At 68.6% G+C, this 25,183-nt stretch carries 21 protein-coding genes; 8 read left to right on the top strand and 13 right to left on the bottom strand.

What is annotated here, in order from left to right; genetic code table 11:
- Positions 1 to 6 precede the first annotated feature (6 nt).
- Positions 7 to 759, bottom strand: coding sequence for a DUF881 domain-containing protein (locus tag DNK53_RS03530; RefSeq protein WP_110180871.1), 753 nt, complete (start codon positions 757 to 759; stop codon positions 7 to 9).
- Between the two features lie 50 nt (positions 760 to 809).
- Here DNK53_RS03530 and DNK53_RS03525 point away from each other — a divergent pair, with 50 nt between their 5' ends.
- On the top strand, positions 810 to 1,277 hold the full coding sequence (locus tag DNK53_RS03525) for a cell division protein CrgA (protein ID WP_110180870.1): 468 nt from the start codon (positions 810 to 812) through the stop codon (positions 1,275 to 1,277).
- Between the two features lie 198 nt (positions 1,278 to 1,475).
- On the opposite strand, the gene DNK53_RS03520 is transcribed toward DNK53_RS03525, so the two are convergent.
- Complete coding sequence (locus tag DNK53_RS03520; RefSeq protein ID WP_239456337.1) at positions 1,476 to 2,411, bottom strand: rhomboid family intramembrane serine protease; 936 nt, start codon at positions 2,409 to 2,411, stop codon at positions 1,476 to 1,478.
- Between the two features lie 46 nt (positions 2,412 to 2,457).
- Positions 2,458 to 2,970 carry a peptidylprolyl isomerase gene (locus tag DNK53_RS03515; protein WP_110180869.1) on the bottom strand — a complete coding sequence of 171 codons (513 nt, stop codon included), beginning with the start codon at positions 2,968 to 2,970 and terminating at the stop codon, positions 2,458 to 2,460.
- Between the two features lie 145 nt (positions 2,971 to 3,115).
- On the opposite strand from DNK53_RS03515, the gene DNK53_RS03510 reads away from it, so the two are divergent.
- A complete protein-coding gene (locus tag DNK53_RS03510; RefSeq protein WP_110180868.1) occupies positions 3,116 to 3,832 on the top strand; it encodes a hypothetical protein in 717 nt (238 codons plus the stop codon).
- Here DNK53_RS03510 and DNK53_RS03505 read toward each other — a convergent pair.
- Genes DNK53_RS03505 through DNK53_RS03490 form a run of 4 tightly spaced genes read right to left on the bottom strand, consistent with a single transcriptional unit; the run spans position 3,789 to position 6,922 of the window.
- A complete protein-coding gene (locus DNK53_RS03505) occupies positions 3,789 to 4,871 on the bottom strand; it encodes a 1-acyl-sn-glycerol-3-phosphate acyltransferase (RefSeq protein ID WP_110180867.1) in 1,083 nt (360 codons plus the stop codon). The two genes, DNK53_RS03510 and DNK53_RS03505, sit on opposite strands and share 44 nt — an antisense overlap.
- Positions 4,868 to 5,701 carry a patatin-like phospholipase family protein gene (locus DNK53_RS03500; RefSeq protein WP_110180866.1) on the bottom strand — a complete coding sequence of 278 codons (834 nt, stop codon included), beginning with the start codon at positions 5,699 to 5,701 and terminating at the stop codon, positions 4,868 to 4,870. The genes DNK53_RS03505 and DNK53_RS03500 overlap by 4 nt, the downstream gene beginning before the upstream one ends.
- A 30-nt stretch (positions 5,702 to 5,731) precedes the next feature.
- Positions 5,732 to 6,142: a DUF3817 domain-containing protein gene (locus DNK53_RS03495; RefSeq protein ID WP_110180865.1), complete on the bottom strand. Its 411-nt coding sequence runs from the start codon at positions 6,140 to 6,142 to the stop codon at positions 5,732 to 5,734.
- A 9-nt stretch (positions 6,143 to 6,151) separates the two neighbouring features.
- A complete protein-coding gene (locus DNK53_RS03490; RefSeq protein ID WP_110180864.1) occupies positions 6,152 to 6,922 on the bottom strand; it encodes an SURF1 family protein in 771 nt (256 codons plus the stop codon).
- 167 nt (positions 6,923 to 7,089) lie between these two features.
- Between DNK53_RS03490 and DNK53_RS03485 the strand changes: the two genes are divergently transcribed.
- Together DNK53_RS03485 and DNK53_RS03480 are read left to right on the top strand one after the other, a co-directional pair.
- Entirely contained in the window at positions 7,090 to 7,998 is a 909-nt protein-coding gene (locus tag DNK53_RS03485; RefSeq protein ID WP_110180863.1) for a sulfite exporter TauE/SafE family protein, read from the top strand.
- A gap of 286 nt (positions 7,999 to 8,284) precedes the next feature.
- Positions 8,285 to 9,460 carry a tyrosine-type recombinase/integrase gene (locus DNK53_RS03480; RefSeq protein ID WP_110180862.1) on the top strand — a complete coding sequence of 392 codons (1,176 nt, stop codon included), beginning with the start codon at positions 8,285 to 8,287 and terminating at the stop codon, positions 9,458 to 9,460.
- 147 nt (positions 9,461 to 9,607) lie between these two features.
- Here DNK53_RS03480 and DNK53_RS17345 read toward each other — a convergent pair whose 3' ends face one another.
- Positions 9,608 to 12,721, bottom strand: a complete 3,114-nt coding sequence (locus DNK53_RS17345) for a Reverse transcriptase (protein WP_162599752.1) — start codon at positions 12,719 to 12,721, stop codon at positions 9,608 to 9,610.
- A gap of 340 nt (positions 12,722 to 13,061) precedes the next feature.
- Here DNK53_RS17345 and DNK53_RS03470 point away from each other — a divergent pair, with 340 nt between their 5' ends.
- Positions 13,062 to 14,444 (top strand): deoxyguanosinetriphosphate triphosphohydrolase family protein, encoded by a 1,383-nt coding sequence (locus DNK53_RS03470; RefSeq protein ID WP_110180860.1) that lies wholly within the window; start codon positions 13,062 to 13,064, stop codon positions 14,442 to 14,444.
- 622 nt (positions 14,445 to 15,066) lie between these two features.
- Here DNK53_RS03470 and DNK53_RS03465 read toward each other — a convergent pair.
- From DNK53_RS03465 to mobF, 3 genes are all read right to left on the bottom strand, one after another.
- Entirely contained in the window at positions 15,067 to 15,261 is a 195-nt protein-coding gene (locus DNK53_RS03465; protein ID WP_110180859.1) for a helix-turn-helix domain-containing protein, read from the bottom strand.
- Entirely contained in the window at positions 15,254 to 15,493 is a 240-nt protein-coding gene (locus tag DNK53_RS03460) for a hypothetical protein (RefSeq protein WP_162599751.1), read from the bottom strand. The genes DNK53_RS03465 and DNK53_RS03460 overlap by 8 nt, the downstream gene beginning before the upstream one ends.
- 172 nt (positions 15,494 to 15,665) lie before the next feature.
- Positions 15,666 to 18,365 (bottom strand): MobF family relaxase, encoded by a 2,700-nt coding sequence (gene mobF / locus DNK53_RS03455; RefSeq protein ID WP_275425729.1) that lies wholly within the window; start codon positions 18,363 to 18,365, stop codon positions 15,666 to 15,668.
- 355 nt (positions 18,366 to 18,720) lie between these two features.
- On the opposite strand from mobF, the gene DNK53_RS03450 reads away from it, so the two are divergent.
- Together DNK53_RS03450 and DNK53_RS03445 are read left to right on the top strand one after the other, a co-directional pair.
- On the top strand, positions 18,721 to 20,847 hold the full coding sequence (locus DNK53_RS03450; RefSeq protein ID WP_162599750.1) for a hypothetical protein: 2,127 nt from the start codon (positions 18,721 to 18,723) through the stop codon (positions 20,845 to 20,847).
- A gap of 182 nt (positions 20,848 to 21,029) precedes the next feature.
- Positions 21,030 to 21,344, top strand: a complete 315-nt coding sequence (locus DNK53_RS03445; RefSeq protein ID WP_162599749.1) for a hypothetical protein — start codon at positions 21,030 to 21,032, stop codon at positions 21,342 to 21,344.
- A gap of 16 nt (positions 21,345 to 21,360) precedes the next feature.
- Here DNK53_RS03445 and DNK53_RS03440 read toward each other — a convergent pair whose 3' ends face one another.
- Complete coding sequence (locus DNK53_RS03440) at positions 21,361 to 21,906, bottom strand: very short patch repair endonuclease (RefSeq protein WP_204163727.1); 546 nt, start codon at positions 21,904 to 21,906, stop codon at positions 21,361 to 21,363.
- 26 nt (positions 21,907 to 21,932) lie between these two features.
- On the opposite strand from DNK53_RS03440, the gene DNK53_RS03435 reads away from it, so the two are divergent.
- Complete coding sequence (locus DNK53_RS03435) at positions 21,933 to 23,222, top strand: ATP-binding protein (protein ID WP_110180856.1); 1,290 nt, start codon at positions 21,933 to 21,935, stop codon at positions 23,220 to 23,222.
- A 10-nt stretch (positions 23,223 to 23,232) separates the two neighbouring features.
- Here the strand turns inward: DNK53_RS03435 and DNK53_RS03430 are convergent, their stop codons facing one another.
- Entirely contained in the window at positions 23,233 to 25,149 is a 1,917-nt protein-coding gene (locus tag DNK53_RS03430) for a DNA cytosine methyltransferase (RefSeq protein WP_110180855.1), read from the bottom strand.
- Positions 25,150 to 25,183: the final 34 nt, after the last annotated feature.

Below are 25,183 nucleotides of genomic sequence, written 5' to 3'. Positions count from 1 at the left end.
CCCGGGTCAGCCGTCGAGCGGCTTCGCGTAGGCGAGGTCGAGCAGGCCGGAGTACGCCGGCGCGGTCTTGAAGGCCTCGACCGTGAGGTCCCAGCCGACCGCGACCGCGGGGTCGAGCGCGTCCTGGCGGTAGGCCCCGACGAACGGGTCGGACTCCAACGCCCGCAGCACGTCGCCCTGGTCGCCGATGGCGGTGATCACGTAGGGCGGCGAGTAGGGGACGCCCTGGAGCTGGACGGTGTTGCCGCTGCACTTGATGCCGGTGGTGGAGATGATCCGCTGCCCCTGGAGGGTGACGGCCGTGGCGCCGCCCCGCCACATGGCGTTGACCACCGCCTGCAGGTCCTGCTGGTGGACGACGAGGTCGTCGGCCGTCTCCGGCGTGGCCTCGGCCAGGAGCTCGTCGGGGGCGTCGTCCAGGACGACGGTCACCGCCGGTCCCGAGCGCGGGGTCAGGCCGGCCGGGTCCTCCATGACGTCGACCTGCTGGTTGACGCGGTCGACGTTGCGGTCGCCGATGCTCTGCGTCAGCTCGTCGCGCTCCCGGGTCAGCTCGGCGATCCGGGCGTTGAGCGCGTTGGCCTCCTCCGCCTCCGCCTCGACCACGGAGGCCAGGTCGGTGTAGCGGGCGGGGCGCAGGTCACCCCCCTCGCTGTTGGCAGCGCTCACCACGAAGAGGACGCCGCTGAGCAGGAAGACCACCGGCGTGCCGAACCGCCACGGCCTCCCCGTGGGGGACGCGTCGGTCTCGGGCTCCATGACGACTACGCTAGCCTCCGCCCACCAACGATCCACGAGGAGCACCCACGGTGTCGAAGCCCCACGCCAGCCGGGAGACCACCCAGGAGAAGACCGGGAGGTCCTTCCCCTGGGCCCTCGTCCTCTCCGTCCTGCTCGTCGTCGCGGGCATCGCCTGGATCGCCTACTACTACGCCGCCGTGCGCGTCGACCCCGGCGCGGTGCCCCCGGGCGAGCCCGGCTCCCCGGCCTTCATGGCCGACCTGGGCAGGTGGAACTACCTGATCGGCTTCGGCGCCCTGCTGCTCGGCCTCGCCATCGCGTCCGCTCCCTCGACCCCGCTGGGGCGCGGCAACGGCGTGGTCGTCGGGATGCTCGGCTCGTTCCTCGTCGGCCTCGTCTGGATCTGCACGTTCTACATCTTCAGCGGCGAGAAGCTCGAGGACCTCTGGGTCTTCAACGACCTCGGCAACTACAACCTCATGGTCGGCATCGCCTTCATGGCCGTGGGGTTCACCTACGCCACGAAGTGGGAGTGACCCCGCCTCCCACGCGCGACTCCGACGGACGCCCGGCCCCTCTCAAGGGCCGGGCGTTCTGCACATCTGGGGAGAACGCTGTGGAGAGTTACACCGGTGTAGTTATGCACAGGTTCTCCCCACCTGTGGAGACAGCACCGGCCCCGACCCGGGGCGGGTCGGGGCCGGTCACGTGCGGCGCGGGCGCGGCGTACGACGTCAGGTGAGGGCGAGCGTGCGCGTCACGAAGGCGACGGCCAGCAGCACGGCGACCGCGGCGAACCCGGCGACCTGCCACAGCGGACGACGAGGACCGCGCGGGGACCAGATGAGCAGGGCGGCGGCCAGCGCGCCGCCGACCAGCCCCCCGAGGTGGCCCTGCCACGAGATCCCGGGGAAGGTGAGCGTGAAGACGACGTTGACGGCGAGCAGGGTGGCCACGCCCCGCAGGTCGCCGCCCACCTTCAGCGTCAGCACGGCGAGCGCGCCCATGAGGCCGAAGACGCCGCCCGAGGCGCCCAGCGTGCTGCCGGCGGGGTCGGCCAGCCAGTAGATGGTCGCGCCGGCGGCCAGCGTCGCCACCAGGTAGACGGCGAGGAACCGGAGCCGTCCGAAGGCCGCCTCGACGGCCGGGCCGAGGACCCAGAGGCCCAGGCAGTTGAGCAGGAGGTGGAAGGGGTCGACGTGGACGAACCCGTGGCTCACCACCATCCACCAGGCGCCGTCGGAGAGGCCGCTCGACCAGACCCCGTCGGGGGCCAGGAAGCAGCGGGCCTCCTCGACGCCGGGGTAGTAGCTGCCCGCGTCGCCCTCGACCGTGCAGCGACCCCGGGGCAGCAGCATCAGCCGCGCCAGCAGCCCCGAGTCGCGCGCGCCCGTGCCCATCACCGCGAGCCAGACGGCGACGTTGAGCGCGATCAGCCCGAGCGACGTGCGACGCGGATCGGCGGAGCGACGACCGCCGTACGCCGCCAGGCCGGTGCGGGTGGAGCGGGCCCCCTCGCTCACGCACGCGGGGCACTGGAAGCCCACCGCGGCGTCGCGCATGCAGTCGGGGCAGATCGGCCGCCCGCAGCGCTGGCACCGGACGTGGGCCTCGCGGTCGGGGTGGCGGTGGCAGACCGGCACCCCGGCCGCGGGGACGGGCTCGTTCACGGCGCAGTCAGCTCGCGTCGCGCTCGGGTCGGAGTCGGGTGGCTCGTCAGCGGGTGATCTCGACCGACTCCATGACGATCGGCTCCTTGGGGCGGTCCATCGCGCCCGTCGGGGCCTTGGCGATCGCGTCGACGACGTCGCGCGAGGCCTGGTCGGCGACCTCGCCGAAGATCGTGTGCTTCATGTTGAGCCACGGCGTCGCGCCGACGGTGATGAAGAACTGGGAGCCGTTGGTGCCGGGGCCGGCGTTGGCCATGGCCAGCAGGTAGGGCTTGTCGAAGACGAGCTCCGGGTGCGGCTCGTCCTTGAAGGTGTAGCCCGGGCCGCCGGTGCCGGTGCCCAGCGGGCAGCCGCCCTGGATCATGAAGCCGTCGATGACTCGGTGGAAGCCGAGGCCGTCGTAGTAGCGCTCGCCGGAGCGGCCGGCGTCGTCCCGGTACTCCTTGGTCCCCTCCGCCAGGCCGACGAAGTTGTCGACGGTCTCCGGGGCGTGGTTGGGGAACAGGTTGATGACGATGTCACCCATGTTGGTCTTCAGGGTGGCCTTCGGGTCAGCCATGACTGCCTCTCGCTCAAGTGGGTACACGTGGAGTTGCTGCCCGATCCTCCCACGTCCCCCAAGAGGTCCGAGGTGCGGTCGGAGCCCTGTCCGACCCGAGGATCCCCGTGGTGGGATGGGAAATCCCCCAGGAAAGGTTGATCAGATGCGCATCCGCAGGCAGAAGACTCTGCTGGAGAAGGCCCAGATCCGGGCGCACGACGTCGCCGAGCAGGTCCGACCCCAGGTGGAGGCGGCGTTCGAGACCGCGCGTACCCAGGCGCAGGAGGCCCGCACCCAGGCGGCCCCGCTGCTGGCCCACGGCAAGATCGTCGCCGCCGACAAGGCCGTCGTCGCCGCGGAGCGGGCGCAGGTCGCCGCCGGGAAGGCCGCCGTCGTCGCCGGGGCCGCGGCCAAGGCCGCCGAGGCGGGGGCCGTCAAGGCCGCCGGTGCCACCGCCGTGAAGGCGCAGGCCGCCCGTCAGCTGGCGGCGCAGCGCGCGGCCGAGCTGCGCGCCGAGGAGAAGAAGTCCCAGGGCGGCGGCACCCTCAAGAAGGTGCTGGTCCTCTCGGCGCTCGCCGTCGCGGGCGGCGTGGTCTTCAGCAAGCTCCGGGGCGGCCAGGAGGAGAAGTGGCAGAGCTCCTACGTCCCCACCCCTCCCCCGGGCACCACGCCGGGTGGGACCGCGACCGCGGGCACCTCGGTGGCCACGGGCGGCACCGCGGGGACGGTCGGCGGCGCCGCCGGTGACGACGAGGGCGGTGCCGACCCGGGCGAGGCCCTGGCCGACGCCGCGGAGGCTCCGCACGCCGCGACCACCCCCGACGCGCCGGCCGAGGTCATCGACCTCGACGACGTCCCGGGCGACGGCCCGCGGCCCTGACCCCGGCCGGTCCGTCCCCGGCGGACCGCTCCAGCTCGGTGGGCCGGTGGTCGGCGACCCAGTCGTCGACCCTGGCCCACCAGTCGTAGAGCCACTCGATGCGGGCGTCCCGGTCGTCGGGGATCTCGTCCCGGGGCACCTGCCACCACCGCATCACGATCTCCTTGTCCATCGGCAGCTCCCGCCACACGTCCCCGACGGTGAGCACGTGGTCGAGCCCCGTGTGGGCCACCATGAGGACGTCGGCCTCCTCCGCCGCGTCGAGGGCGGCGAGGAAGCCGCCGGGCTTGGGTGCGAGGACGTGGATCAGCTGCTCGGCCCGCTCCGCCATCCCGTGCAGGCCGAGCCGGTGCAGCCGGGCGATCGCGCGCTCCCGTCGCTCGGGCGTGAAGTTGCCGCCCTCGGGGAAGATCACGAACGCGTCGTCGGCGTCCAGGCCGCGGGCGAGCGCGCCGACCTGCTCCTCGAGCCCCTCGCCCCCGCCCGGGGAGACGAAGCGCGCCGGCAGCCGGCTGAGCAGCACGGAGATGGCCGGGTCCCAGGCCAGGGTGTCCTTGAGCACCACCCGCGGCTCGCGTGCGTACCAGTGCATGAGGGCGTACATCAGGGTGAACGAGTCGCCCGGGCCGGCGTGCCGGCAGCAGACGAGCACCGGCCGGTCGGGGAACCGGTCCGGCGCCGGCCCGACGGTCCGCACCCGGAGCCGCAGCACCCGCCGCGCCTCCCGGAACAGCACGACCAGCACCCCCTCGACCAGCTCGTAGTGGATGCCGGCGAAGTACGGCGTCCGGATCCGGCGGCCGAAGCCGCTGGCGAGCCAGAGCGAGAGCAGGACGGCGAGCAGCAGCGCCTCCGCCGTCAGGTAGAGCAGCGCCACCCACCCCAGCCGGAGCAACCGCCACCGGCCGGGGAGCAGCGGCGAGAGAGCGGCCGCGGCCACCAGCCACAGCGGCAGCGAGACCCAGGCCAGGACTGCGAGGGCCAGCGTGGCGGGCGCCACCACGCAGCGCTGCAGCAGCCAGGCGGCCCGGGGGCTCACGGGCTGCGCCCCAGGTGGGCGTCGAGGTAGTCGCGGCTGGTGGCGTACGTCGCCTCGATCCGCGCCTCGATGCTCGCGAAGTCGCGGTGGGCCAGGAGCGAGTCGTCGCGGGCCGACGTGCCGGACGCCGGCAGCACGTGGGCCTCGACGTCGTCGGGCAGCGCCGCCATCTCGCGGACGAAGCGGTGCCGGCGGGCGATCTCGAAGGAGACGCGGGCGACCTCCCACGGCTTCGCCGGCGCCCGGAGCGGGCGGTCGACCCGCCCGACCTGGAGCACGAAGACCCGGGTCGCGCCCAGCTCGACCGCGCGGCCCACCGGGACCGAGTTGACGATGCCGCCGTCGAGGTAGTGGTCGTCCCCGATCCGGGCGGGCGGCAGCAGCCCCGGCACGGCGGCGCTCGCCACCACCGCCTCCACCACCGGGCCGGAGTCGAACCAGTGCTCGGCCGCCCGCTCGATGTGGGCCGCGCAGACCTGGAGCCGCACCGGGAGCTCCTCGAAGGTGGCCTCCCCCAGCTCCTCGCGGAGCAGCCGGGCGAGGGGCCGCGAGGAGTAGACGTGGGTGCGGGTCGACAGCGCCCGGCGGACCGTCCGCATCGGGCGGTCGCCGTACACCTCGCGCGTCCGCGCGGCCGTCGTCCACAACCCGGTGAGCCGCTCGACGACGTCGGGGGTCGGGTCCTGGGCCACCAGCGCTCCGTTGAGGGCGCCGATGCTGGTGCCGAGGACGAGGTCGGGGACGATCCCGCGCTCCAGCAGCGCGCGGAGCATGCCCACCTCGACGGCGCCCAGGACGCCGCCGCCGCCCAGCACGAACGCGGTGGTCACCCCCGGCCCCCTTGCCCGCGCACCGGCGGACTACCCGACCGGTTGGCGGCGGGGCTCCGCGGCGAGCTCGTCGGCGAAGTCGGCGCGGACCTTGGCCGTGGCCCGGCGCTCGGACCAGAAGGAGAGCAGCGGGACCGTGCCCATCGCCAGCGTCGCGACCATGAAGCCGAGGCTCCAGCGAGCCTTGCGGGCCAGCGAGAAGGCGAAGACCAGGAAGATCATGTAGAGCCAGCCGTGCAGCGTGCCGAGCCAGCCGGTGATGAACTCGCCCAGCTCGTCGGCCCGGCTGCCCTCGTCGAACCAGTTCGGGGTGGTGGGGACGAAGCCCCACATCTCGGTGCCGTCGAAGTTGGAGAGCGGGACGCCGACCAGGCAGAGGACGACGAGCAGGACGCCGACGACCCAGGCCATGACGCGGTACCGCGTGAGTGCTGCCTTCACGCCCCGAGGCTACCCGTCCTCGGCAACGCGCCCGCGGGCCACCTCGTCGGCGCACCAGCGCCACCAGATGAACGCGGCGAACGCGGCGAAGACCCACCACTCGATGCCGTAGAGGAGGTTGCGCAGGCCGGTGCTCCGCGCGGCGTCGGGGAGCTGGGCGAGGTCCGCGGGGACGAGGCCGTCGACCACGGGGCCCGCGGCACCGTCGTGGTCGAGCACCAGGAACGCGCCGTACAGGTCCTGGTCGACGTGCTGGATGGCGTCGGCGATCCGCAGCTGGGGGATGACGTCGTCGGTGCGGTCCTCGTCGGTGACCCCAGCCGCCCCTTCCGGTGGCTGCAGCCACCCGGACAGCTCGGCGTCACCCTCGGGGGCCGGGGGAAGCGCCTCGAGGTCGGCGACCCAGCCGCGGACCACGAGGAGGGCGGCCTGCCCGCCGGTCGAGGACTCCGGGGCCGACACCGAGACCGGGGTGACGGCCCAGTAGCCGGTCTCGCCGTCCTGGCGCCGGTCGGAGACGGCGACGCTCCCCTCGGGGACCCAGGTGCCCGAGACCGTCACCGGCCGGCCCACCTGGTCCTTCTGGAACGGCTCGTCGGGCCCCATCGCCTCGGCCAGCGGCACGGGCGGCAGCTCGGCCCGCTCCGCGGCGGCGTCGCTGCGCTGCTCCTGCCAGGACCCCATCTGCCAGAGGCCGAGCAGCACCGCGGCCGTGACCAGCACGAGGGCGAGCAGGTGCGCCCCCCAGGCCACGGGGCGCAGCAGCGGGTGGGACGGCACCCCCCGAGGGTAGGCGGCTCGCCCAGCCGGTCGGTTGGGCGGTCCGACGGCGTCGGTGCTCCGTGAGACGGACGCCACGGCGTGTCCTCGGTCGAGGACTCGACGTTTCTTGCTCTGTCATGCAAACTTAAGCGAGTTACCGGACTTTGTTGGAAAGGTTCCCCTTCATGCTCCTCGTCGCCGCCTTCGCCCTCGCGGGCGCCCTCGCCCAGCTGGTCGACGGCACCCTCGGGATGGGGTTCGGGGTCACCTCGGCCACGGTCCTGCTCTTCCTCGGCGTCGCGCCCGCCACCGCGAGCGCCGCCACCCACGCCGCCAAGCTGCCGACGACGCTGGTCAGCGGCCTGTCGCACTGGCAGGTCGGCAACGTCGACCGCCGGGTCCTCGTGCGGATCGCGCTGCCCGGCATGGTCGGCGGCTTCCTCGGCGCCGTCGTCCTCACCAACATCAGCCTGGCGTCGGCCAAGACCTGGATGTCGGGCCTGCTGATCTTCTTCGGCCTGGTGATCTTCGCGAAGTTCGGCTTCGGGCGCAGCGTGATCAAGGCGCCGAGGAACGGCAGCACCGCCCGCTGGCTCTCCCCCATCGGCCTGCTCGGCGGCTTCGTCGACGCCACCGGCGGCGGCGGCTGGGGGCCGGTCGTCACTCCCAGCCTGCTCACCGTCACCGCCCACGAGCCGCGCAAGGTCGTCGGCACCGTGAGTCTCGCCGAGTTCATGGTCGCCGTGTCGGTGTCGATGGGCTTCCTGGTCGGCATCGCCCACCAGGACATCCCTTGGTTGGCCGTGATCGGCCTCTCCTTCGGCGGCGTGATCATGGCGCCGATCGCCGCCCGCCTCGCCGGCAGGCTGCCCCACGCCCCGCTGGGCACGATGGTCGGCGGGCTCGTCGTGCTGACCAACGGCATCACCGTGGTCTCGAGCTTCGGCGGGCTCCCCTGGGTCGTCGACGTCCCGCTGATCCTCGCCACCCTGGCGGTGAGCGTCCTCGTCGCCCGGAAGGCCTGGGAGCGGGAGAAGGCCGAGCGGGCCGCGACCGTTGTTCGCGACGAGGACGCGCTCGTCGGCCAGCACTGAGCGACGGTCACGCCCAGGAGGTCTGCGGAGGATCCCGGTCACCTGGTGACTGCGATCCTCCGCAGACCCGGTTCGGTTGGTGGAGCCTAGGGGACTCGAACCCCTAACCCCCTGCTTGCAAATCGACTCGGAATAGGCGCACTATGGCTCTGACCTGCGAAAACACTGGACGGGAGTGGACAAGATTCCCCCACAGGGGCCATTCTTTCCCCCACCAGTCCCCCACAGGGACTCCCGTTGACAACCCAGCAGGGGGTTAGGAACCGGGGCGGGAGAAGGGTTCGAGATGGCCAGGCGACGCGGGTTCGGCGAGGTCGAGCGCCGGGTCAGCGCGACCGGAAAGGTGACGCACCGGGCGCGTTACGCCATGCCCGACGGCACCCGGCACTCACGGACCCTGACGACCAGGATGGACGCCGAGGCGTGGCTCGTCGCCGAGCGGCTCTTGATCGACCGCGAGGAGTGGACTCCGCCGGCCGCGCGGAGCGTGGCCGAGTCGAAGCGCCAGGCCGCCGCGGCCAGCAACACGGTCGGCTCGTTCGCGGAGCGCTTCTTGAACGAGCGGGGGCTGCGGCCGACGACCCAGCGCAACTATCGGTTACTGCTGAAGTCTCGGATCCTCCCGTACTTCGAGGAGATGCCGCTGACCGAGGTAACGCTGTCGGAGATCAAGCAGTGGCGCGCCTCGCTCGACCCCGTCACCGAGTCCAGCAACGCCGCCGCGTACCGGCTTCTCCGGGCGATCCTCCAGTCCGCCGAGGAGGAAGAGCTGATCTTCCGCGCACCCCCCAAGATCCGCGGCGCCGGCTCATCGCGAGTGAAGCGGGTAGCCGTGCCGGCCACTCTCAACGAGCTCGCGATCATCGTCGACGAGATGCCCGACCGCCTACGCCTGCTCATTGTCCTAGCGGGTTTCGTTGGCCTTCGCCAGGGCGAACTGCTGGAGCTGCGCCGCTCGGACGTCGACGGGGTCAGCGGCCGCATCAGCGTGACCCGCAAGGTCGACAAGGACGTCATCCCTGGGGCCAACGGCGCTTGCCGCGAGTGCGGGAGGGTCATCAGCGCACCTAAGACGGCAAGCGGAACCCGTGCTGTGCACATCCCGCCGCCGTTCCTTCCCATGCTGCAAAAACACCTGCTCGAGCACACCGCTGCCGGGTCAGCCGGGCTGCTCTTCCCCGGCGACCGCACCGACCACATGAGTGTTCGCTACTTGATGGACCGTTATCGCCCCGCGCGCGAGGCGGCCGGCCGCCCGGACCTGACCATCCACCACCTGCGCCACACCGCCCTGACCCTAGCCGGCCAGCACGGAGCGACTGCCGCCGAGTTGCAGGCGCGAGCCGGCCACGCCTCCCAAGCCGCCATGGCGATCTATCAGCACGCCACGCTCGATCGCGACCGGGCGCTGGCCGAGAAGATCGGAGCTACGTACGAGGCATGGCGCGAGAGGCGACCGTAGCCTTAATGGAGGCCGTCTGGTGGCCCAGCCTATGAGTCCCGCAGCCCAGATGGGCCACGGGTCTGATCGGCGACGTGTTCGCATGCGTCACGATGCATCATCTGCTCGCGATATAGGCAGGCGGACCCTCGACGGGCGAAGGACTGATCATTTGCCTTGGGCGCCCTCGGAGCACGCACAGTCGGGCGTGCACTTGTCAGCGACGCAGTTGCACGTCCCTAGCGGCACTGCGTCGCGACTTGACGCCGCCTTGAACCCGTCCGGCAGTGGCTTGAAGAGCGGCTTGGCCGGGCTGCAACAAGAAGGATCAAAGCGGGTCGCGTGGAAGGCTCTCAACTCATGGAAATCGATCTCGCCGACCACGATGTAGTCGCGGTCACCACCCCGGAGTCGGACGACGTCGCGCAGCCAGGAGTCCTTCATCGGCGCACGAATTCGAGAGTCACCGTGTCCGCGATCATTGGCTTGGGCAATGAAGGAGTGCATATCTAGCGCAGCTGATTCCACAAGAGCTGCGAATGTCTCAAGGTCTGGGTTCCATTCAGGTACGAAGAGGACATCGACTTGTCCGCGCAGATGGGCCCGATGGGCGATATTTGTCAATTCGCTACAGACCAGCAGGCCGAATTGGAACTCGCCATGGACGATTACCGGTGGCACGTCCCACGTATTTAGTGGGCTGAGGCTCTTGCCCACTCCGTGCAGCAACCGGGCCTCAAAGTTCGCAGGTCGCTGCTTGTCCTGTCTGTAGAAATACGTCGGAAAGCCCAGCCCGTTCATCTCCAGCGCGGCCCAGACTTGATTGGCGACGGTGCTGGGTCCGCTGGGTTGATGTTCAACGCCCGAGACAAGGTTCGGCCCGCGTCTGATTCGCAGCTGATGAGCGAAATGAGTGAAGAGGTGAGGCGGGAGCGCAAGCTCCGGTAGAAGAAGGTAGTGCGCTCGCCCGGGCTGGCGCAGCAGGCTGTCCAGCACCCGGCTCACTTGGTCGAACCGCGCCACACTGAGATGCGGGTTGCCGGAAGCGGCCGCCTTGGCGTGCTTCTCGTTCGTGGCAAACATACTCACTGCGATCCGCCGCGTAGATCCAGTAGTAGACAGCGGGACAACGACGGCAGCCGCATCGGAGTCGCTCGCTCGGCGGAAGCGGGGAAGGTCGCTCAGGGGTGGATAGCCGCGGACCGCGCGCAGAATGGAGTTGATCAGCCGGCGCGGTGGCACTCCGAGCCGGCTCCCTCGCCCGTGAACAACCATATAGACCTCGAGGACCGTCGGGGGACGGGTCGAAAATGCCAGTCCAGCGACATCGCCTCCTGCCATGCCGCGGAATGCCTTCGCGGCGTGCTCCTCATCCATGGCGTCGCCAAGCGCATCGAGCCCCTCGACGACAGCGCGCGGCAGCGGCAGGCCCGCGATACTGAGTGGCTCGGGGACTTCATCTCGGCCGGGTGGTCGGGGGAGGTTAAGCGCGGCCCATCGATATGGCTGACGCGCGAGGTCACGAGACCCAAGCCGCCGATGATCACGCCGAAGCGCACTGACACCCGGTAGCGACACGCGGTATTCGCGGGCGAGCGCACCCAACGGCCTCAAGATTCGCTCTGTGTCGCTCGCTGTCAGGCTGTCGTTCCAAGCGACCGTGAGCCATTCCACGATGGACCGTAGAAGGCTTTCGGCCCATAGCGCTGCAATCTCTGGCTGGCTCTCCTCAACGCTGTAGTAGGCAAGCTGGACATCGCACGTACGCTCCACTTCGTCCGGCAGTCGCATAAGCGTGGACACGAGCCGCTCTAATGAGTCTGCATCGCCGCACGCGGCCGCAAGCTGCACCAGGCGTGGTAGTTCAGGAACCAAGTCAAACAAGGCGGGCAGACTCAGTACGTGTTCAAGTGCGGCGTCGAAAAACTCAATCCGCCGAGCCGCCCACGCGTCGTGATCAAGATTGCGCTCATAGGCTTCAAAATCTCGCAGTGCGAGTGAGAAGCTCAGCCGACGGGCTGAGACGCGGTCCGCGTCCTTGAGCGTTGCAGCATTTGATCCGTCGCGACGGGCCGCCCTCGCGACCTTGGCGCTAATCGCGGCCGAGTCGCCTGGAACCGTAGGCAGGGTTCGCCATTCACTGGACCGCTCCGCAATCTCAGCCTTGATCGAGTCAATAAGTGCCCGCCCGCTGCGATCTGTCAGATGAAATGATTTGTTCTTCTCGTTCTCGAATCGAACTTCGACCCCATTGAAGTATGGCGGCGAGAATGCGACAGCGCCGCCGGCCCCCGGCTCGCGGACGCGGCGGATGTGACTCCCCGACAGTCGAAGAACACGGTCCCAGATCGCGTCGTGATCCTGCAGACGCCCGTCGTCGTCCATCACCAGGATGATGTCGTCGACATACCGTCCGTAGTAGCGGGGCTCGAGGCGCTGAACTATCTCGTCGAATTCTGCCAACGCAACATTCGCCACGACGGCCGAGGCAGGAAGACCAACGGGCAAACCGATGGGCGACCATCCCATCGAGCCAAGTTGGCGCGCCCACGCCTGGAGTCCGCGCACGAAGAGCCGGTTCAGGCGCCGCTGGTCCGAATTAAGGCGAACCCCCAGCACCTCGTCCAAGAAGCGCCGGTCGAGCAGGAAGGCGGGATCGAGAGCGTGATAGAAGGAAGTGGCGTCTGCTGTCAGCGCAACGACCGACTCGCCAGCATCGAGAGCCCTCGTCATCTCCTCCAAGCCGGCGTCACGCCACTCTTGGTAGGGCGTGTAGTAGTGCTTGAACGACCCGTGCCCCAGCAAGTTTGGCCCACCGCTATGTCCACGACGCAGCCGGCTCCCGTAGGCATCCTCGGTCAGTCGACCATCTAGAAGCGTGCCAACTTTCAACATCCAAAGCGTAGAGAACACATGGAAGTCGATGCTGCATGCCGCCATCAGACGGAATCGCGCTCGTGGACGTTCTTGGGCGCGCTCCGCCCGGTATTGCCAGTCTTCGGTCGGATCCGACCAGTAGGACGAGGCAGGACGATCCTGCAATCCAATGCTTTTCGGCCTGACTGTAAACCCTCCGACGAAGTTGGAAGTCTCGACCCAGTGCTCGTCGCTGGATTGGATCAGCCTGAGAAGTCGCCGAAGGTTCCGCTCAAGGTCGTCTTCGTATGCCGCCAGTTCGAGTGCGCGTTGGTCCGTGGCTAGGAAACAGTCAACCTTCGCCTTGCGGTAGGAGACGACAAGGTCCTCAAGCGTGACTTCTGCCAAGGTGGCTCCCGATTCCATGCACCCGAGATCCTGCCGTTCAGCGGGTGGCTCCGAGATCGCGCTCTCCGAGCGGGACGGACTTTACCCAGCATGGCTGCCCGACGCTGCGCTTCGCCGTGTGCAGGGCGCCGTCGTGTTCGGGGCGGCATACGCGTGGTTCGTCGCGAGATCGTGGTGCGTGCGACGTGCGCATCGATAAGTGCCGCTAGTGTGCCGGGCATGGAATACGGGGTCCTGTGTGTCGACGTCAGCGATTCTGGCCAGAAGGCCACCCGCATTCGCGGGAATCGGGCCACCGCAGAAGCTGATTCCGCGGACGGCTGCCGAGTCGACCGCTCAGCGGAGGCTTTGGGACACGATGAGTGAGCCGGAGACGAACGTGACGGACGACGATCACCAGCTCCCAGATGCGGCGACGCGCACGTCAGAAGAACCGGGCCCGACAGGTGATGGTCGAACGCCCTCGGAGCACGACTGTGACCGCATCCTGTACTCCGACGAGCTCCGGCGGCTCGGCGGCGTCACACAGGTGGTTGCTGTCGGTGAGATGCCCTTGTTCCATACCCGGTTGACCCACACCCTCAAGGTGCAGCAACTCTCACGACGGATGGCAGAGCATCTCAAGCGCGACCCATCCAATAAGTCCGTCATCAAGAGCTTGGGCGGACTTGACGTCGGGGCGGCCGAGTCGGCTGGCCTGGCTCACGACCTTGGCCATCCTCCGTTCGGTCATGTCGGCGAGACCGCACTCAACGAGCGCTGCTACAAGGCGGGACTCGACGGCTTCGAAGGTAACGCGCAGACGTTCCGCATCCTGGCCACGCTCTCTCGTCGCGGCGAGAACACGCCGTTCGGCCTGGATCTGAGCGACGCCACTCTGCGGGCCGTGATCAAGTACCCCTGGCTGCGTGGCGAGGCTGGCGACGCCTCCTTGAAGAAGTGGAACGCTTACGGGACCGAGCGCGAGGCTTTTCTGCGTGCTCGGGGCGGGTTGCCGGACGGCGCGCGCAGTGCCGAGGCCGCGATCATGGACTGGGCCGACGACATCACCTACGCAATCCACGACCTTGAAGACTTCATCCGCGCTGGAAGGGTCCCGATGGTCGCCCTGGCGACCGTTGAACTTGAACGAGAAGCTTTCACCACCCGCGCCGTTAGTCGCCTACGTAAGAAGTACAAGGACACGGACTGGGACACGGCGGTCAAACGCTTCGGCGATGTGTTGACTCTCGAGTTTGCCCAGTTCAACATCCACAATGGGACGGCAGACGACCTCGCTCGCCTTCGGTCTGTGTGCAGCCGGCTCATAAACTCCTACGTCAGCGCCATCCGACTCGTGGAGGGGCCCGAGCCCATTGAGATCCCGCCGTTGGTCCGGGCCGAGGTTGAACTCTTCAAGCAGCTCACGTGGCACTACGTCATCCACGACCCCGCGCTGGCGACCCTTCAGGAGGGACAGGCCGAGCTCCTCCGATGCCTGTTCGACCGACTCACGAAGTGGCTTGATGATGCCATTGCAGCGAAGGAGGAATTCCGGCTGCCCAAGCGGTTGTACGACCTTTGGATGGTCACTGAGACCGAGCCAGGACGCAGCGAGTTCGGTGTAAACGAGCACGTTCGCCGAGCCCGCGCGGTGGCCGACTACATCGCATCCCTGACCGAGACTCAGGCCATCGACCTTTACGAGCGGCTGACAGGGACCGGAGCGCACTCCGTGCTCGACCCTTGGTTGGCCTACTAATGCGGGAGCAGGACGCGTCGATCACTCGTGAGCACGAGCCGACCGCTCGACAGCAGTCCCGCCACAGCACGGCTCACTAACTCGGTCCTAGCTTCCTCGGCTCGAAGGTGGCCAAGAAGCTCGGCCAGCTGCACTTCATTTCCGCGCTCCTCTAGGAACGTCAGCGCCTTGCGGCGAAGGCCGCCGATCACTGAATCTGCGCGCTCCCGTGCACCTTGCGGTGCGACCGCGATGGTCGTCATAGACGTCAACTCCCCTTTCGCGACCCCAGTGGCCTACATGCATCCTCGTACAGAGCACCGACAGAACCGTTGCTTTTCACGGTACGTGGCGCGCCAAGTTGCACATAGGTGGTTCCGTCAGCCTGCACTTTGACCGCCACCACGTCAAGATGGGGTTGCCCTCCGACCTTGAACACCACCAGGCGATGTAGCCGGGACCACGGCGTGTACGGCGTCGACAGTTGAGAGCTAGCCACCAGATCCACGGCCAACCGCGAACGATTTCGTGGCCGGACCCGCTGTCACGACGTTGTGCTCCCCAACATGCTGTTTCGGTGTGCGATCGGTACCGAGGGTCGTCGTCGTACGCCTCTTCGCGAGGCTTCGCCTGCGCAGCGCTGTCACCACCGCGAAGAGGGGATCTGCCGAGGCGTGGCCTCTAGGTCCTCGAGCTTGATCCGGATGGCGCGCTTGCCGCAGCGGTACGCCGGGAGCGAGCCGGCGGCGATCCAGCGCCGGATCGTCTTGACCGAGACCGACATGCACTCGGCCGCCTCCAGGCTCAGGTAGACCGGGACGGCCCGACGCTCAGCCATCGGAACGCGCCTCCACTCGCGTCACGGTGGCCGAGGTAAGGAAGCGTCGCGCCTCCGCGACTGTGATGTAGAGCCGGCCCACGCCCTGGAAGCGAGTCCAGCGTGGGCCCACCCCCCGCTGGCGCCAATCACGGACCGTGCGCTGGGGTGTGCGGATGAGTTCGCAGAACTCCTCGAACAGGATCAGGTTGTCGTCGTCCCACTCGTCCGGGATGCCGATCGGTGTCACCATCACGTCGCCTCTCGTCGTGGCCGCCGACGGGCTCGGCGACTCGGGCGTGGAGAAGCAACGTCGGGGCCTGCGGATCGGATGACTGTGACCGCTGTCGTCCAGACTCGCGCCTCTCCTGGTCACCTATGTCGACGTAGCCACTTTGGGCGATCACTCAGTGTGAGGAGGTTGGTCAGCGGCCGATCCTGCGCGATGGCGGCAGGGAGCTCGGTATCGGCTCGGGCCGGCGGCGGGTACCAGCGCGCAGCACCGCAGCCTGCAGTTCGGTGCTCGCTGGCGGCGCGCTCGGTCCGTACCGGTCGATGTCGTCTGCGGCCCTCTGGGCAGCGTGGCTGGGTCCGAGGTCGGCGCGGTGGCGGCTGAAGACGTCGATCCATTGGCTGCGAGCGTCGTCGATGGACTCGGCGACGAGGTGGGCGACGTTGTGGTGGCGGCCCCGGGTCATGGCGACGTACGCCGACGCGGCGCCGGTCGTCTCGCCGAGCGCGAGATGTGCGGTGTCGACGGTCTCGCCTTGGGCGCCGTAGGTGGTAGTGGTGAAGGCGAGCTCGACGTGCACGCGGACGTACTCGGCGGGCAGATTGCGTGGGCCGGCGCGGCCGGTGACGAACAGGCTGCCGTCCTTGCCGATCCCGGCCACGGTCCAGGTGTCGCGGTTGGCGACCCCGAGGTCGCGGTCGTTGCGTCGAGTGGCGACCCGGTCGCCGAGACCGATCCGCTCACCGCGACGCGTGACCGGCTCACCAGACTGTTCGCTGAGCGGTGCGCCAGCGCCGCGGCGGCGGTCGCGGATGGTTGCGTTGAGCGCTCCGACCTGGTCGCGGGTGTCGGCGATGACGAGCTGGTTGCCGCCATCAGCACCATCGGCGCCGATGGCGGCCAGGCCTGCGGTGCGTTCGGCCTCGCTGGCATGGATCACGATATGGCCGCGCTCGTTCAGCTTGTCGAAGACCTCACCAGGTCGCTCACCAGAGCGCATGAGCAGGCTGAGGTCGGCGTACGCGGGATCGTTGAACCGGTGGACCGAGTCGAGTTCGTGGTGAGCGGCGGGTCGTACCCAGCGGGCGGCGAGGTTGAGGACGCCGCCGCGACCAACGGCTGGGAGTTGGTGGCGGTCGCCGAGGAGCGCGACGACTGCGTGCGCTTGGTCGGCGATGGCGAACAGCGCGCGGGCGGTGTCCTGGTCGAGCATGCCGGCCTCGTCTATGAGAAGGACATCGCCGGGGAGCAGGCGTACACGGGCATCGGGTGTGGCGTCAGTCTGTGACCAGTGGCCGTCCTCGTCCCAGCGGTAGCCGTGCTGGTGGATGAGCCAGGCGGCGGAGAACGCGTCGGCGCCGACCTGCTGGCGCGCTGCTTGGGCAGCCTTGAGCGTTGGAGTGACGATTACGAGTCGACGGTCGGCCTCGTCCAGCACGTCGCGTGCGGCGGCCAGCGTGGTGGTCTTGCCGGTGCCTGCGGCGCCTTCGATCACGAGCAGGCCGGCGTCGCCGGCAAGGGCCGCAACCACGCCTTGTTGCGCCGGGTCGAGGTGGTCGATGCTGCGGAGCCGGCGCGCGGCGGTCACCGGTCGCGATGCGCGCGAAGCAAAGGTCTCGACCAGACCAGCCTCGACGGCGACAACCCGTTCCGACGTCAGGCATCGGACGTGCTCGGGGACGTCTGCTCGGTCCAGCAACGGCACGCACCGTGTTCGGGCACGGTCGGCGATGTCCTCGACCAGTTCGTAACGAACGGGGCGTTCGGTGACCACGCCGAGGGAGGCGATCAGCTTCTCCACCTCACCGCGGATGTCGGCTGCATTCCACGCCGACCGCTTGGCACCGAGACGTGTGAGCACCAGACCCGCTGCGCCGTCCCGGTTGAGGCGGCCGATCTGCAGACCCGGCGCTGTCACCGGGTTGGTCGGTGGCGTGAAGCCGAGATCGCGCAGCTCGTTGTTCCACGCGACGACGAGGTCGGCGCCGCTGCGAGGCACGACCTTGTCGGGTCGTGCGTCCGCCCAGGCGCGTCGGTCCCAGGCCTGGTGCAGTCGCGGCCCGGGTTCCTGCCCGGGATGCTCGGCTCGCCATGCCGCCTCGTACCGTTCGACGTTGCGGTTGATCTGTGCGGCGCGCTGGCTGAACCCTCCGGTGTACGGCGCGAGCTGCTGAATTTCGCCGTCGTCGTCGAGCGTGTATCCCCGCGCGGCGAGGGCCGTCCTGAACTCGGGGTCGCACATCACGGCCGCGTGACCGATCCCGTTGAGCGCCTCGATGCTGTCCACGACACCGACCGAGTGCAGTCCCCGCCACGCCCCGCGCGCAAAGACGCGCGCGTTGATCTGCACGTGGAGGTGGCGGTGCGGGTCGCCGGCGCGCGAGGTGTAGTGACGTACGACGGCCGCCTCGACCTTCTCCACCGGGACCTGCACCTGCCGGCCACGCGGGCCGACCCGGGTGGTGGCGTGCTCGGCAACCCACCCGATCACCTCACCAGCCGCCCGGTCCATCGCAGCGTCGTACGCCGTCGCGACGTCGCGGTGGAGCGCGGCGGCGAGCGACCAGGACTTCGGCCCGTTCACCACGACCTCGACGAACCGCAGTGCATGGGCGTCGTCGCGCAGGCGTCCCTTGGCCGCGCCGGTCTCGACGTCGTAGCCGGCGACCCAGCTCTCGTAGGCGTCACCTGCCAACGTTCCTCCATTCTGAACTCCGGGAACACCGCGTCCCCCCGCTGCGAGCGTCGTGGCGACATACCGCTCCGCCACCGCGGTGCCCTCGGCCAGGTAGTAATCGTCGACGCGCGAGCGGTCCGTCTCGACGTATGAGCGCGCGGCAGCGGCGGATCCGCGGTAGAACTTCACCCCACCGTGCATCGGCTTCGTCACCACCCGTCAACACTCGTCACTTGGCCCTGAAATGACGCTCGGCCCGCCCCAAGGGGCGGACCGATCTACGGACCTTCGTAGCATGCGTGCCGCTCGATTCGATAGGTGTGTTGGGGCTCTCGCAGTGGGGCAGTTCGGTACTCGTCACTTCTCGTCACAGGCTGAGCAGGGGGACTCGAGCGGCAGAGTGTTGAGGGGTCTGGCGTCGCAGGTCAGTCAGGTGCATCGTTGACGGGTGGTCAGATCGCAACGGCCGCCGTATCGACGACTGCAGCACCCCTCACCATCCGCAACGCGTCAGGACGTCGATCCGGGATCAGTCGCCCAGCGTCTCCGAGATGCGAGGGTCGCTGAGTTCTTGGGCGCGTCCGAGCCGATCGCCTCCACCGACGAACTGAGCGTCCTCATCTCACGGACCGCTCAGCTTTACAGCCAAGGGATCGCTGTCTCGACGCGCCAGACCTACGCGCGGCGGTGGAAGCTCTTCACGGCGTGGTGCGTCACCAGGAGTCTGTGCCCCCTCCCTGCGGATCCGGAAACGGTGATGTTGTACCTCGCCGACGCCGCGGGAGAGAGACCCAATGGTGCCGCCCTGGCGACGCTTCGGGGGTGGGTGGCCGCCATCAACCGTTTGCACGTCGAGGCCGGGTACGCGCCGCCCGGCGATGATCCGGCGATGGCGATGTTCCTCCGCACCCTGCGGCGGGTGGCTCCACCTCGAACGCCGAGCGAGCAGATCACGGCGCTTCGCATCGGGTTCCTCCGCGAGGTGTGCCGGAGGCTCGACGACTTTCCTCCCGACCCAGTCGAGCTTCGCGACCGGGTCGTGCTCTGCCTTCACCGCGCCGGCCTGAGTGACGGCGCCATCGCGCGACTTCGTTGGGAGGACGTGGTGCTGACGACGCGTCGGGTGATCATCAGCGTCGAGTCCCCACGTGCGGGCCGCGCCGGTCGCTCGGTCCGCATCAACGCTCATCGCAACCACTCGCTGTGCGCGGTCTCCGCATTTCGACAGTGGCGCGACGTATCGGGGGCCACCGCTGTGTGGGTGATAACCCCCGTCGACAGGCACGGCGCACGGGAGGACCGGCCGTGGAGTACGAAGCCGGTCTTCAGCGTTCGGAGGTCCCGTCGCGAGTCGCTCGGCGGTGATGTCGACCACCGCATAGCCCTGCTCGGTGGGGTCCCCTCCGAGGTGCTCAGGGACAAGGCGCTGCTGCTTCTGGGTTTCGCGGGTGCCTTCCGGAGACCGGATCTGTGCCAATTGCGCTGGAGCGACATCACGTTCAAGGAGCGTGGTGCAATAGTCCGCCTGCGTAGGTCCAAGACGGACCCCGAGGGTCACGGTGTCGACGTGGGCATCCCGAACGGAAGCTCCGACCTGACCTGTCCCGTGACGGCGCTCCGTCGATGGCTCGAGCGCGTCGAGCTTCAGCTGGGAGCCGAGACTGTCCCTGATCTGCCCTGCTTCACCAGAGTGGGCCGCGCGGGTCGGATCGGCACCGACCCCCTCTCGACCGCCAGCGTCACGAGCATCGTGCGCCAGGTCGCTGCGACGCGGCTTCATCTCGACGGCCGCCGACCTATGCGTACCGCTGGAGGACATCGCACGGCAGAGCCGACACGCGACGCTGGACAGCCTGGTGCTCTACATCTCCACCGACGATCCTCTGCGGAACAATCCAGCATCGCAGTTGGGGATCTGATGGGCCGTGACCCGACGCTCGCAGGTGCCGTCCCGCAGCGTCGACGGCTGCAAGCGGTGAGGGAGACCGCACGTTTCGCGGCCTTCTGCTCCGCCTTCGGTCTGGACGAGGAAGCCGAGGCCGTCTCGATCTACCTCGCCTCTCATGCGGACGCTGAGACAGGGCATGCGACGCGGCGGCGCCTGCAGTCCCTCGACCTCGTCCGACGCCTCGGCGGACGCCCGACGTGGTCCGCGAACCCTGACGTGCGGTCGCTGCTCCGGGGCCTCCACCGCGCACGTCCGATCGGACCCCAGACTCCCGGTCACGTCGATCCGCTCTACGTCGAACTCGTCCACGCTCTGGTCGACGCAACCCTCATTCGGTCAGTTCACCAGCGCAGGGCCGCGGCCGCCATCATCCTGCACGCGTCCACGGGACTGCCCGCTGCGGTGCTGTCGCGATTGACGTGGGATCAGGTGCGGCTGACGAGGAGACAGGTCATCGTCACTGTCAGCCAACGGGTAGGTCGAGGGGCTCCGACACAGAGGTCCTGGACGCTCCGGGCTCTGCCCGACGACCCTGCCTGTCCGGTGACCGGTCTGCTGCCTCTGCGTGGCTGCCTCTGCGTGGAGGACGGTACGTACTGGTTGACAAGCCGGCCGTGTGGGACGAGGCCAGGCTGCGCAGATCCCTCGACCCCTACGTCCGCAACAGCAGAAGCCAGGGCGCTCTCAGTCGGGCGCTCCTTGAGGTGGGTCAGGATGCCCCGGCTCCAGCCCGCGATCGTGCGCTCCTGACGCTGGGGTACGGGGCCGCGTTGCGCACTCACGAGGCGTCGGCTCTCCGACGTCGCGACGTGATCGTCAGGGAGGACGGTCTGCTGCTGCGAGTGACCGGCCGACGTTCGGAGGTCTTGGTCCCCTCCGTCACAGATCCTCGGTACGACCCTGTCCGGACATGGCTGGCGTGGGTGGCGCGCTTGGACGAGCAGGCACTGACCGAGCCGGAGGCACCCGCCTTCCCCACGTGCAACTACTCGGTGATCGAAGGCAGGGCGCTGGCCGCGCAGGGACTGAACCGTGTCATCCGAGCGCGGTGTGCGGAGGCGGAACTCCGCGGCCGCTACGCGTGGACATCGTTGCGGAGCGGCATGATGCGAACGGCTCTCAGACAGGATGCGCCCGCGTGGGCCGTTGCGTATCAGTCGGACCTGTCGAGTTTGGGGTCGGTCGAGCGCCATGAGCGCCGCGAGAACCTGCTTCGGCGAAACGTGGCCGGGCAGCTCGGTCTATGACACGCGCGGTGTGCTGTCAGGCCCCCTCGGTAGTCCCCGAGACACGCCGACCGGATCCGAGGGTGGTCGCACCCTTCCGCTCCAGTGTGCGGTAGGCCGCGATGACGACGGCACTGGCGGTGTCCGGATCGGTGTGTTCCCACACCCGCAGGGGGGTCAGCCCAAGCTGCTTCAGTCGCTCATCTGTGTCGCGGTCCCTGCGCCGGTTCCCCTCAATCTTGCCGACCCAGAAGTCGGTCCGGGTCTTGGGGACGACGAAGTGCTGAGGGCACCCGTGCCAGAAGCATCCGTCGATGAACACGTAGAGCCCAACGCGGGTGAAGACGAGGTCCGCCCGCCGGCGACGATCGAAGGGGAGCGACCAATCGACGCGGTAGCGAAGACCCGCCCGGTGAAGGCGCGAGCGGATGGCGAGCTCCGGTCCGGTGTCTCGACGACGGTTGGCCAGCATCGTGTTTCGGGCGGCCGCGCTCACAGGCGACTCCACGATTGTCGGGGGCTTCAAATACCCTTTCTCCGACACACCGTCGCCCCGCCGGACCGATCGCTCTTCGCCTGGCATGCTTTCCACACTAGGAGGTTGATCTGGTGGCCGGACACAAGACATTCGAGGTGGCGCCGTCTGCCGCGCGCCTCACCGGCTCGCTGCGCGACATCGGCTACGACTTCACGACCGCTGTCGCCGACCTCGTCGACAACTCCATCGCCGCTGGTGCGTCCCGCATCAATGTCTATACCCAGTTCGTGCCGCACGGTTCGTACGTGCTCATCAGCGACGACGGATCGGGCATGTCGCAGAAGGATCTGGTCGAGGCGCTGCGGTTCGGCACTCGGCGGGACTACGGTAAGAACGAACTGGGTCGGTTCGGGCTGGGGCTGAAGACCGGATCGTTCTCGCAGTGTCGGCGACTCACCGTGGTTACCCGCACGACACCCGCGCAGGCGCGGATCAACGTGATGACCCTCGATCTGAACCGCATCGCTCGGACGGACGCTTGGGACATCACCGCAGGCGAGTCCACCCCGGCGATCGAGCGGGCCAAGGACATGTTGCGCGAGTCCCCCGGGACAGTCGTCGTTTGGGAGGACCTCGATCGCGTTCTGCCCGAGCGTTACGCGGAGACCGGTTGGGGGCGTCGACGCCTGCGTGCGCTCGCGAGCCGCACCGCGGACCACCTCGCCATGGTCTTCCATCGCTTCATCGCCGGCGAGGCGTCGGACCGCAACGAAGTCGTCATCTGCGTGGACGGCACCAAGCTGGTCCCATGGGACCCCTTCGCTCCGGACGAGGCGGCGCGCTCGGTTCTGCCGGAGCAGGTCTTCGAGGTGGAGGTAGATGGGGGCAGCTCTGAGGTGCGCTTCCGCGGGGTCGTCCTGCCCGCCAGGGATCGCTTCTCGTCTCTTGAGCAGTTCGAACGTCTGTCAGGTCCGCAGAAGTGGAACCGACAGCAAGGGCTCTACATCTACCGAGCTGACCGACTGGTTCAGCACGGAGGCTGGTCAGGCCTGAGAGGGATCGACGAGCACACCAAGCTGGCTCGCGCAGCAGTCGACTTCGACACCGACCTGGATGAGGCTTTCCAGATCAACGTGGCGAAGATGCACGTGGAACTGCCGCCGGTTGTCAGGCAGATGCTCGAGCGTCCAGTCCACGAGCTGTGTGTCCTGGCCGATGACGCCTATCGGCGGTCGGCCAATGCCATCGGCGCGGCCGACGGCAAGGCCAAGTCGGCGAAGGCCTCCGATACCGCGCTGCGCGACGTGGGCATCGCGCTCAAGGCAGCGCTGATGGAGGATCGAGCCCTTGAGGACTTCCGATCCGCTCTCGACCTGATGCGGAGTCGCCATCCGGGCCTGGCGAAGCAGCTCGGCCTCTGAGGGGAACGGCTCAGCGTCCGGAGCGGTACGTGCACCAAGCCGCGAGGGGACACGAGGGACAGTCCGGCGCCTTCGGGGTGCAGACATGGGCACCGACCTCGATGAGCGCCACTTGGGCCTTCGTGCTCTCCTCATCGAAGCCGATCAGTCGACTCACCGCGATGCGACCGTCCGAGCTTCGATTCTTCAGCCACCGTTCGGTCCCTTGGAAGTAGCGGCCGGCCACACGTAGAGCGCCGGTGTTCGCGATCACCGGCTCCTCGCCTTCGGGATCCACTAGCATCGCGAGCTCGGCGGCTCCTCTGCGGAGATGCCCGTCGGAAACCAGGCTCGCGAGACGCTCGTCATCCAGGACGTCGCCGCCCGTGCTGACCGAGCGAGCCAGCTCGAAGAGCTGAGATGCCAGGTCAGGCCTGCCCAACCACGTAGCGAGCTCCTCAACCGTGGCACGCTCCTCGAGCAGACGGCTCGGCGATGACCAGCTTGTGACGGAGGGCCACAGGGCGTCGACCACGGTCGCCGACTCCGAACCCAGCATGGTGTCACCGACGACGACAAGCCAGCGCGACCCCGATCTCAGCCAGGGGCTAGCCGTGGACGAGGTGCGGAACCATGACGCGAGCGCGGCCTTGGTGTCCGACGTGGTGACCGCGAGTCCCGGCGCGCCCCGCTGCAAGACTTGCTCAACGGCCGCGCCGATGGCTCGCGCGAGACGGGGCGGCACGGCATTGCCGATCTGCCGGAATGCCGAGGTCGGCGCACCGGCGAAACGGAAGTGGTCGGGAAACGTCTGGATCCGAGCCGCCTCACGGATGGTGAGTGTCCGGTTCTGCTCGGGATGGATGTACCAGTAGCCGTCCTTGGCGATGTGCGCCGTGATTGTCCGCGACAGGTCGTCAGCGTCCAGCCGCTTGTACTTGTCGTCGAAGATGTCGTCCCGGTAGCGCTTCAGTTCTTCGGGCAGCTCTGAGTACCGGGTCTTGGTGTCAAGCTGTTCGAAGGCCGCTTCGTCGTCATCCCGCACACGTCGCGTAACGTGGTCGTAGATCCGGTCCGAGTGGGAGGCCGGGACGAGGCTGCGCATCTCGCGCTGGAACTCGGTGCGCGGGCCGTCGTACCGGCGCCACCCCGAGCGAGTGCTGTCCGAGGCCCATCCATCCTTGGGGTCGACCGGTGGCAGGTCCCGGATGGCGTTGCCTAGCGTCACCTTCTTTGTGGACTCGACCGGCCAGGTGAAGTCAAGCCCGCCCAGGACCGCCACGAGGATGAGGCGCTGGCGGAACTGGGGCACGCCGTACCTGTACGTGTCGACCACGCGCTCCTGGACCGAATACCCCCAGTCCTCGAGGCGGCGCACGATGGAGCGCAGGATGAACATCTCACGGTCGAGCGCCATGTCCGGCACGTTCTCCATGATCACCGCACGAGGACGGGCGATGCGCACGATCTCTAGGTAGGACTGCCAGAGATCGCGACGCTTGTCATGGGCCTCGCGCACGCCGTGCTGGACCAGATATCGCATCCGGGAGCGACCGGCCTTCGAGAACGGTTGGCACGGCGGTCCCCCCGCGATCACGTCTATCCGGGAGGCGCGGAGGATGGCTCCGACCTCTGCCACGCGGTCCGGGTCCCCCAGATCCCAGCCGACGGACATGCCTCCGAAGTGGTGAGCGTGAGTCGCCAGCGCATCCGTATCGAAGTCGGCGCCGAAGACGACACGCATCCCCGCCTGCTCGAGGCCCAGGCTCATTCCTCCGGCACCCGAGAACAAGTCAGCGGCGAGCAGAGGGCGGGTGTCCGTCGCCCGAAGCCGCCTGACCAGGTCGGCGAGCTCCCCTGGGTCGGAGCAGTGCTCCGGGTGCCTGGGAAGACGAAGCGCTTGGCCACGCGCGAACCCGGTGGCGTGCTGGGGGGCTTGGAGAGTCATCGGATCGATTGTATGAACGGTCACCGACATGGGA

This window comes from Nocardioides solisilvae (assembly GCF_003194625.1).
In the GTDB taxonomy this organism is placed as follows: domain Bacteria; phylum Actinomycetota; class Actinomycetes; order Propionibacteriales; family Nocardioidaceae; genus Nocardioides; species Nocardioides solisilvae.
This window is presented reverse-complemented; position numbering and strand designations above follow the sequence as displayed.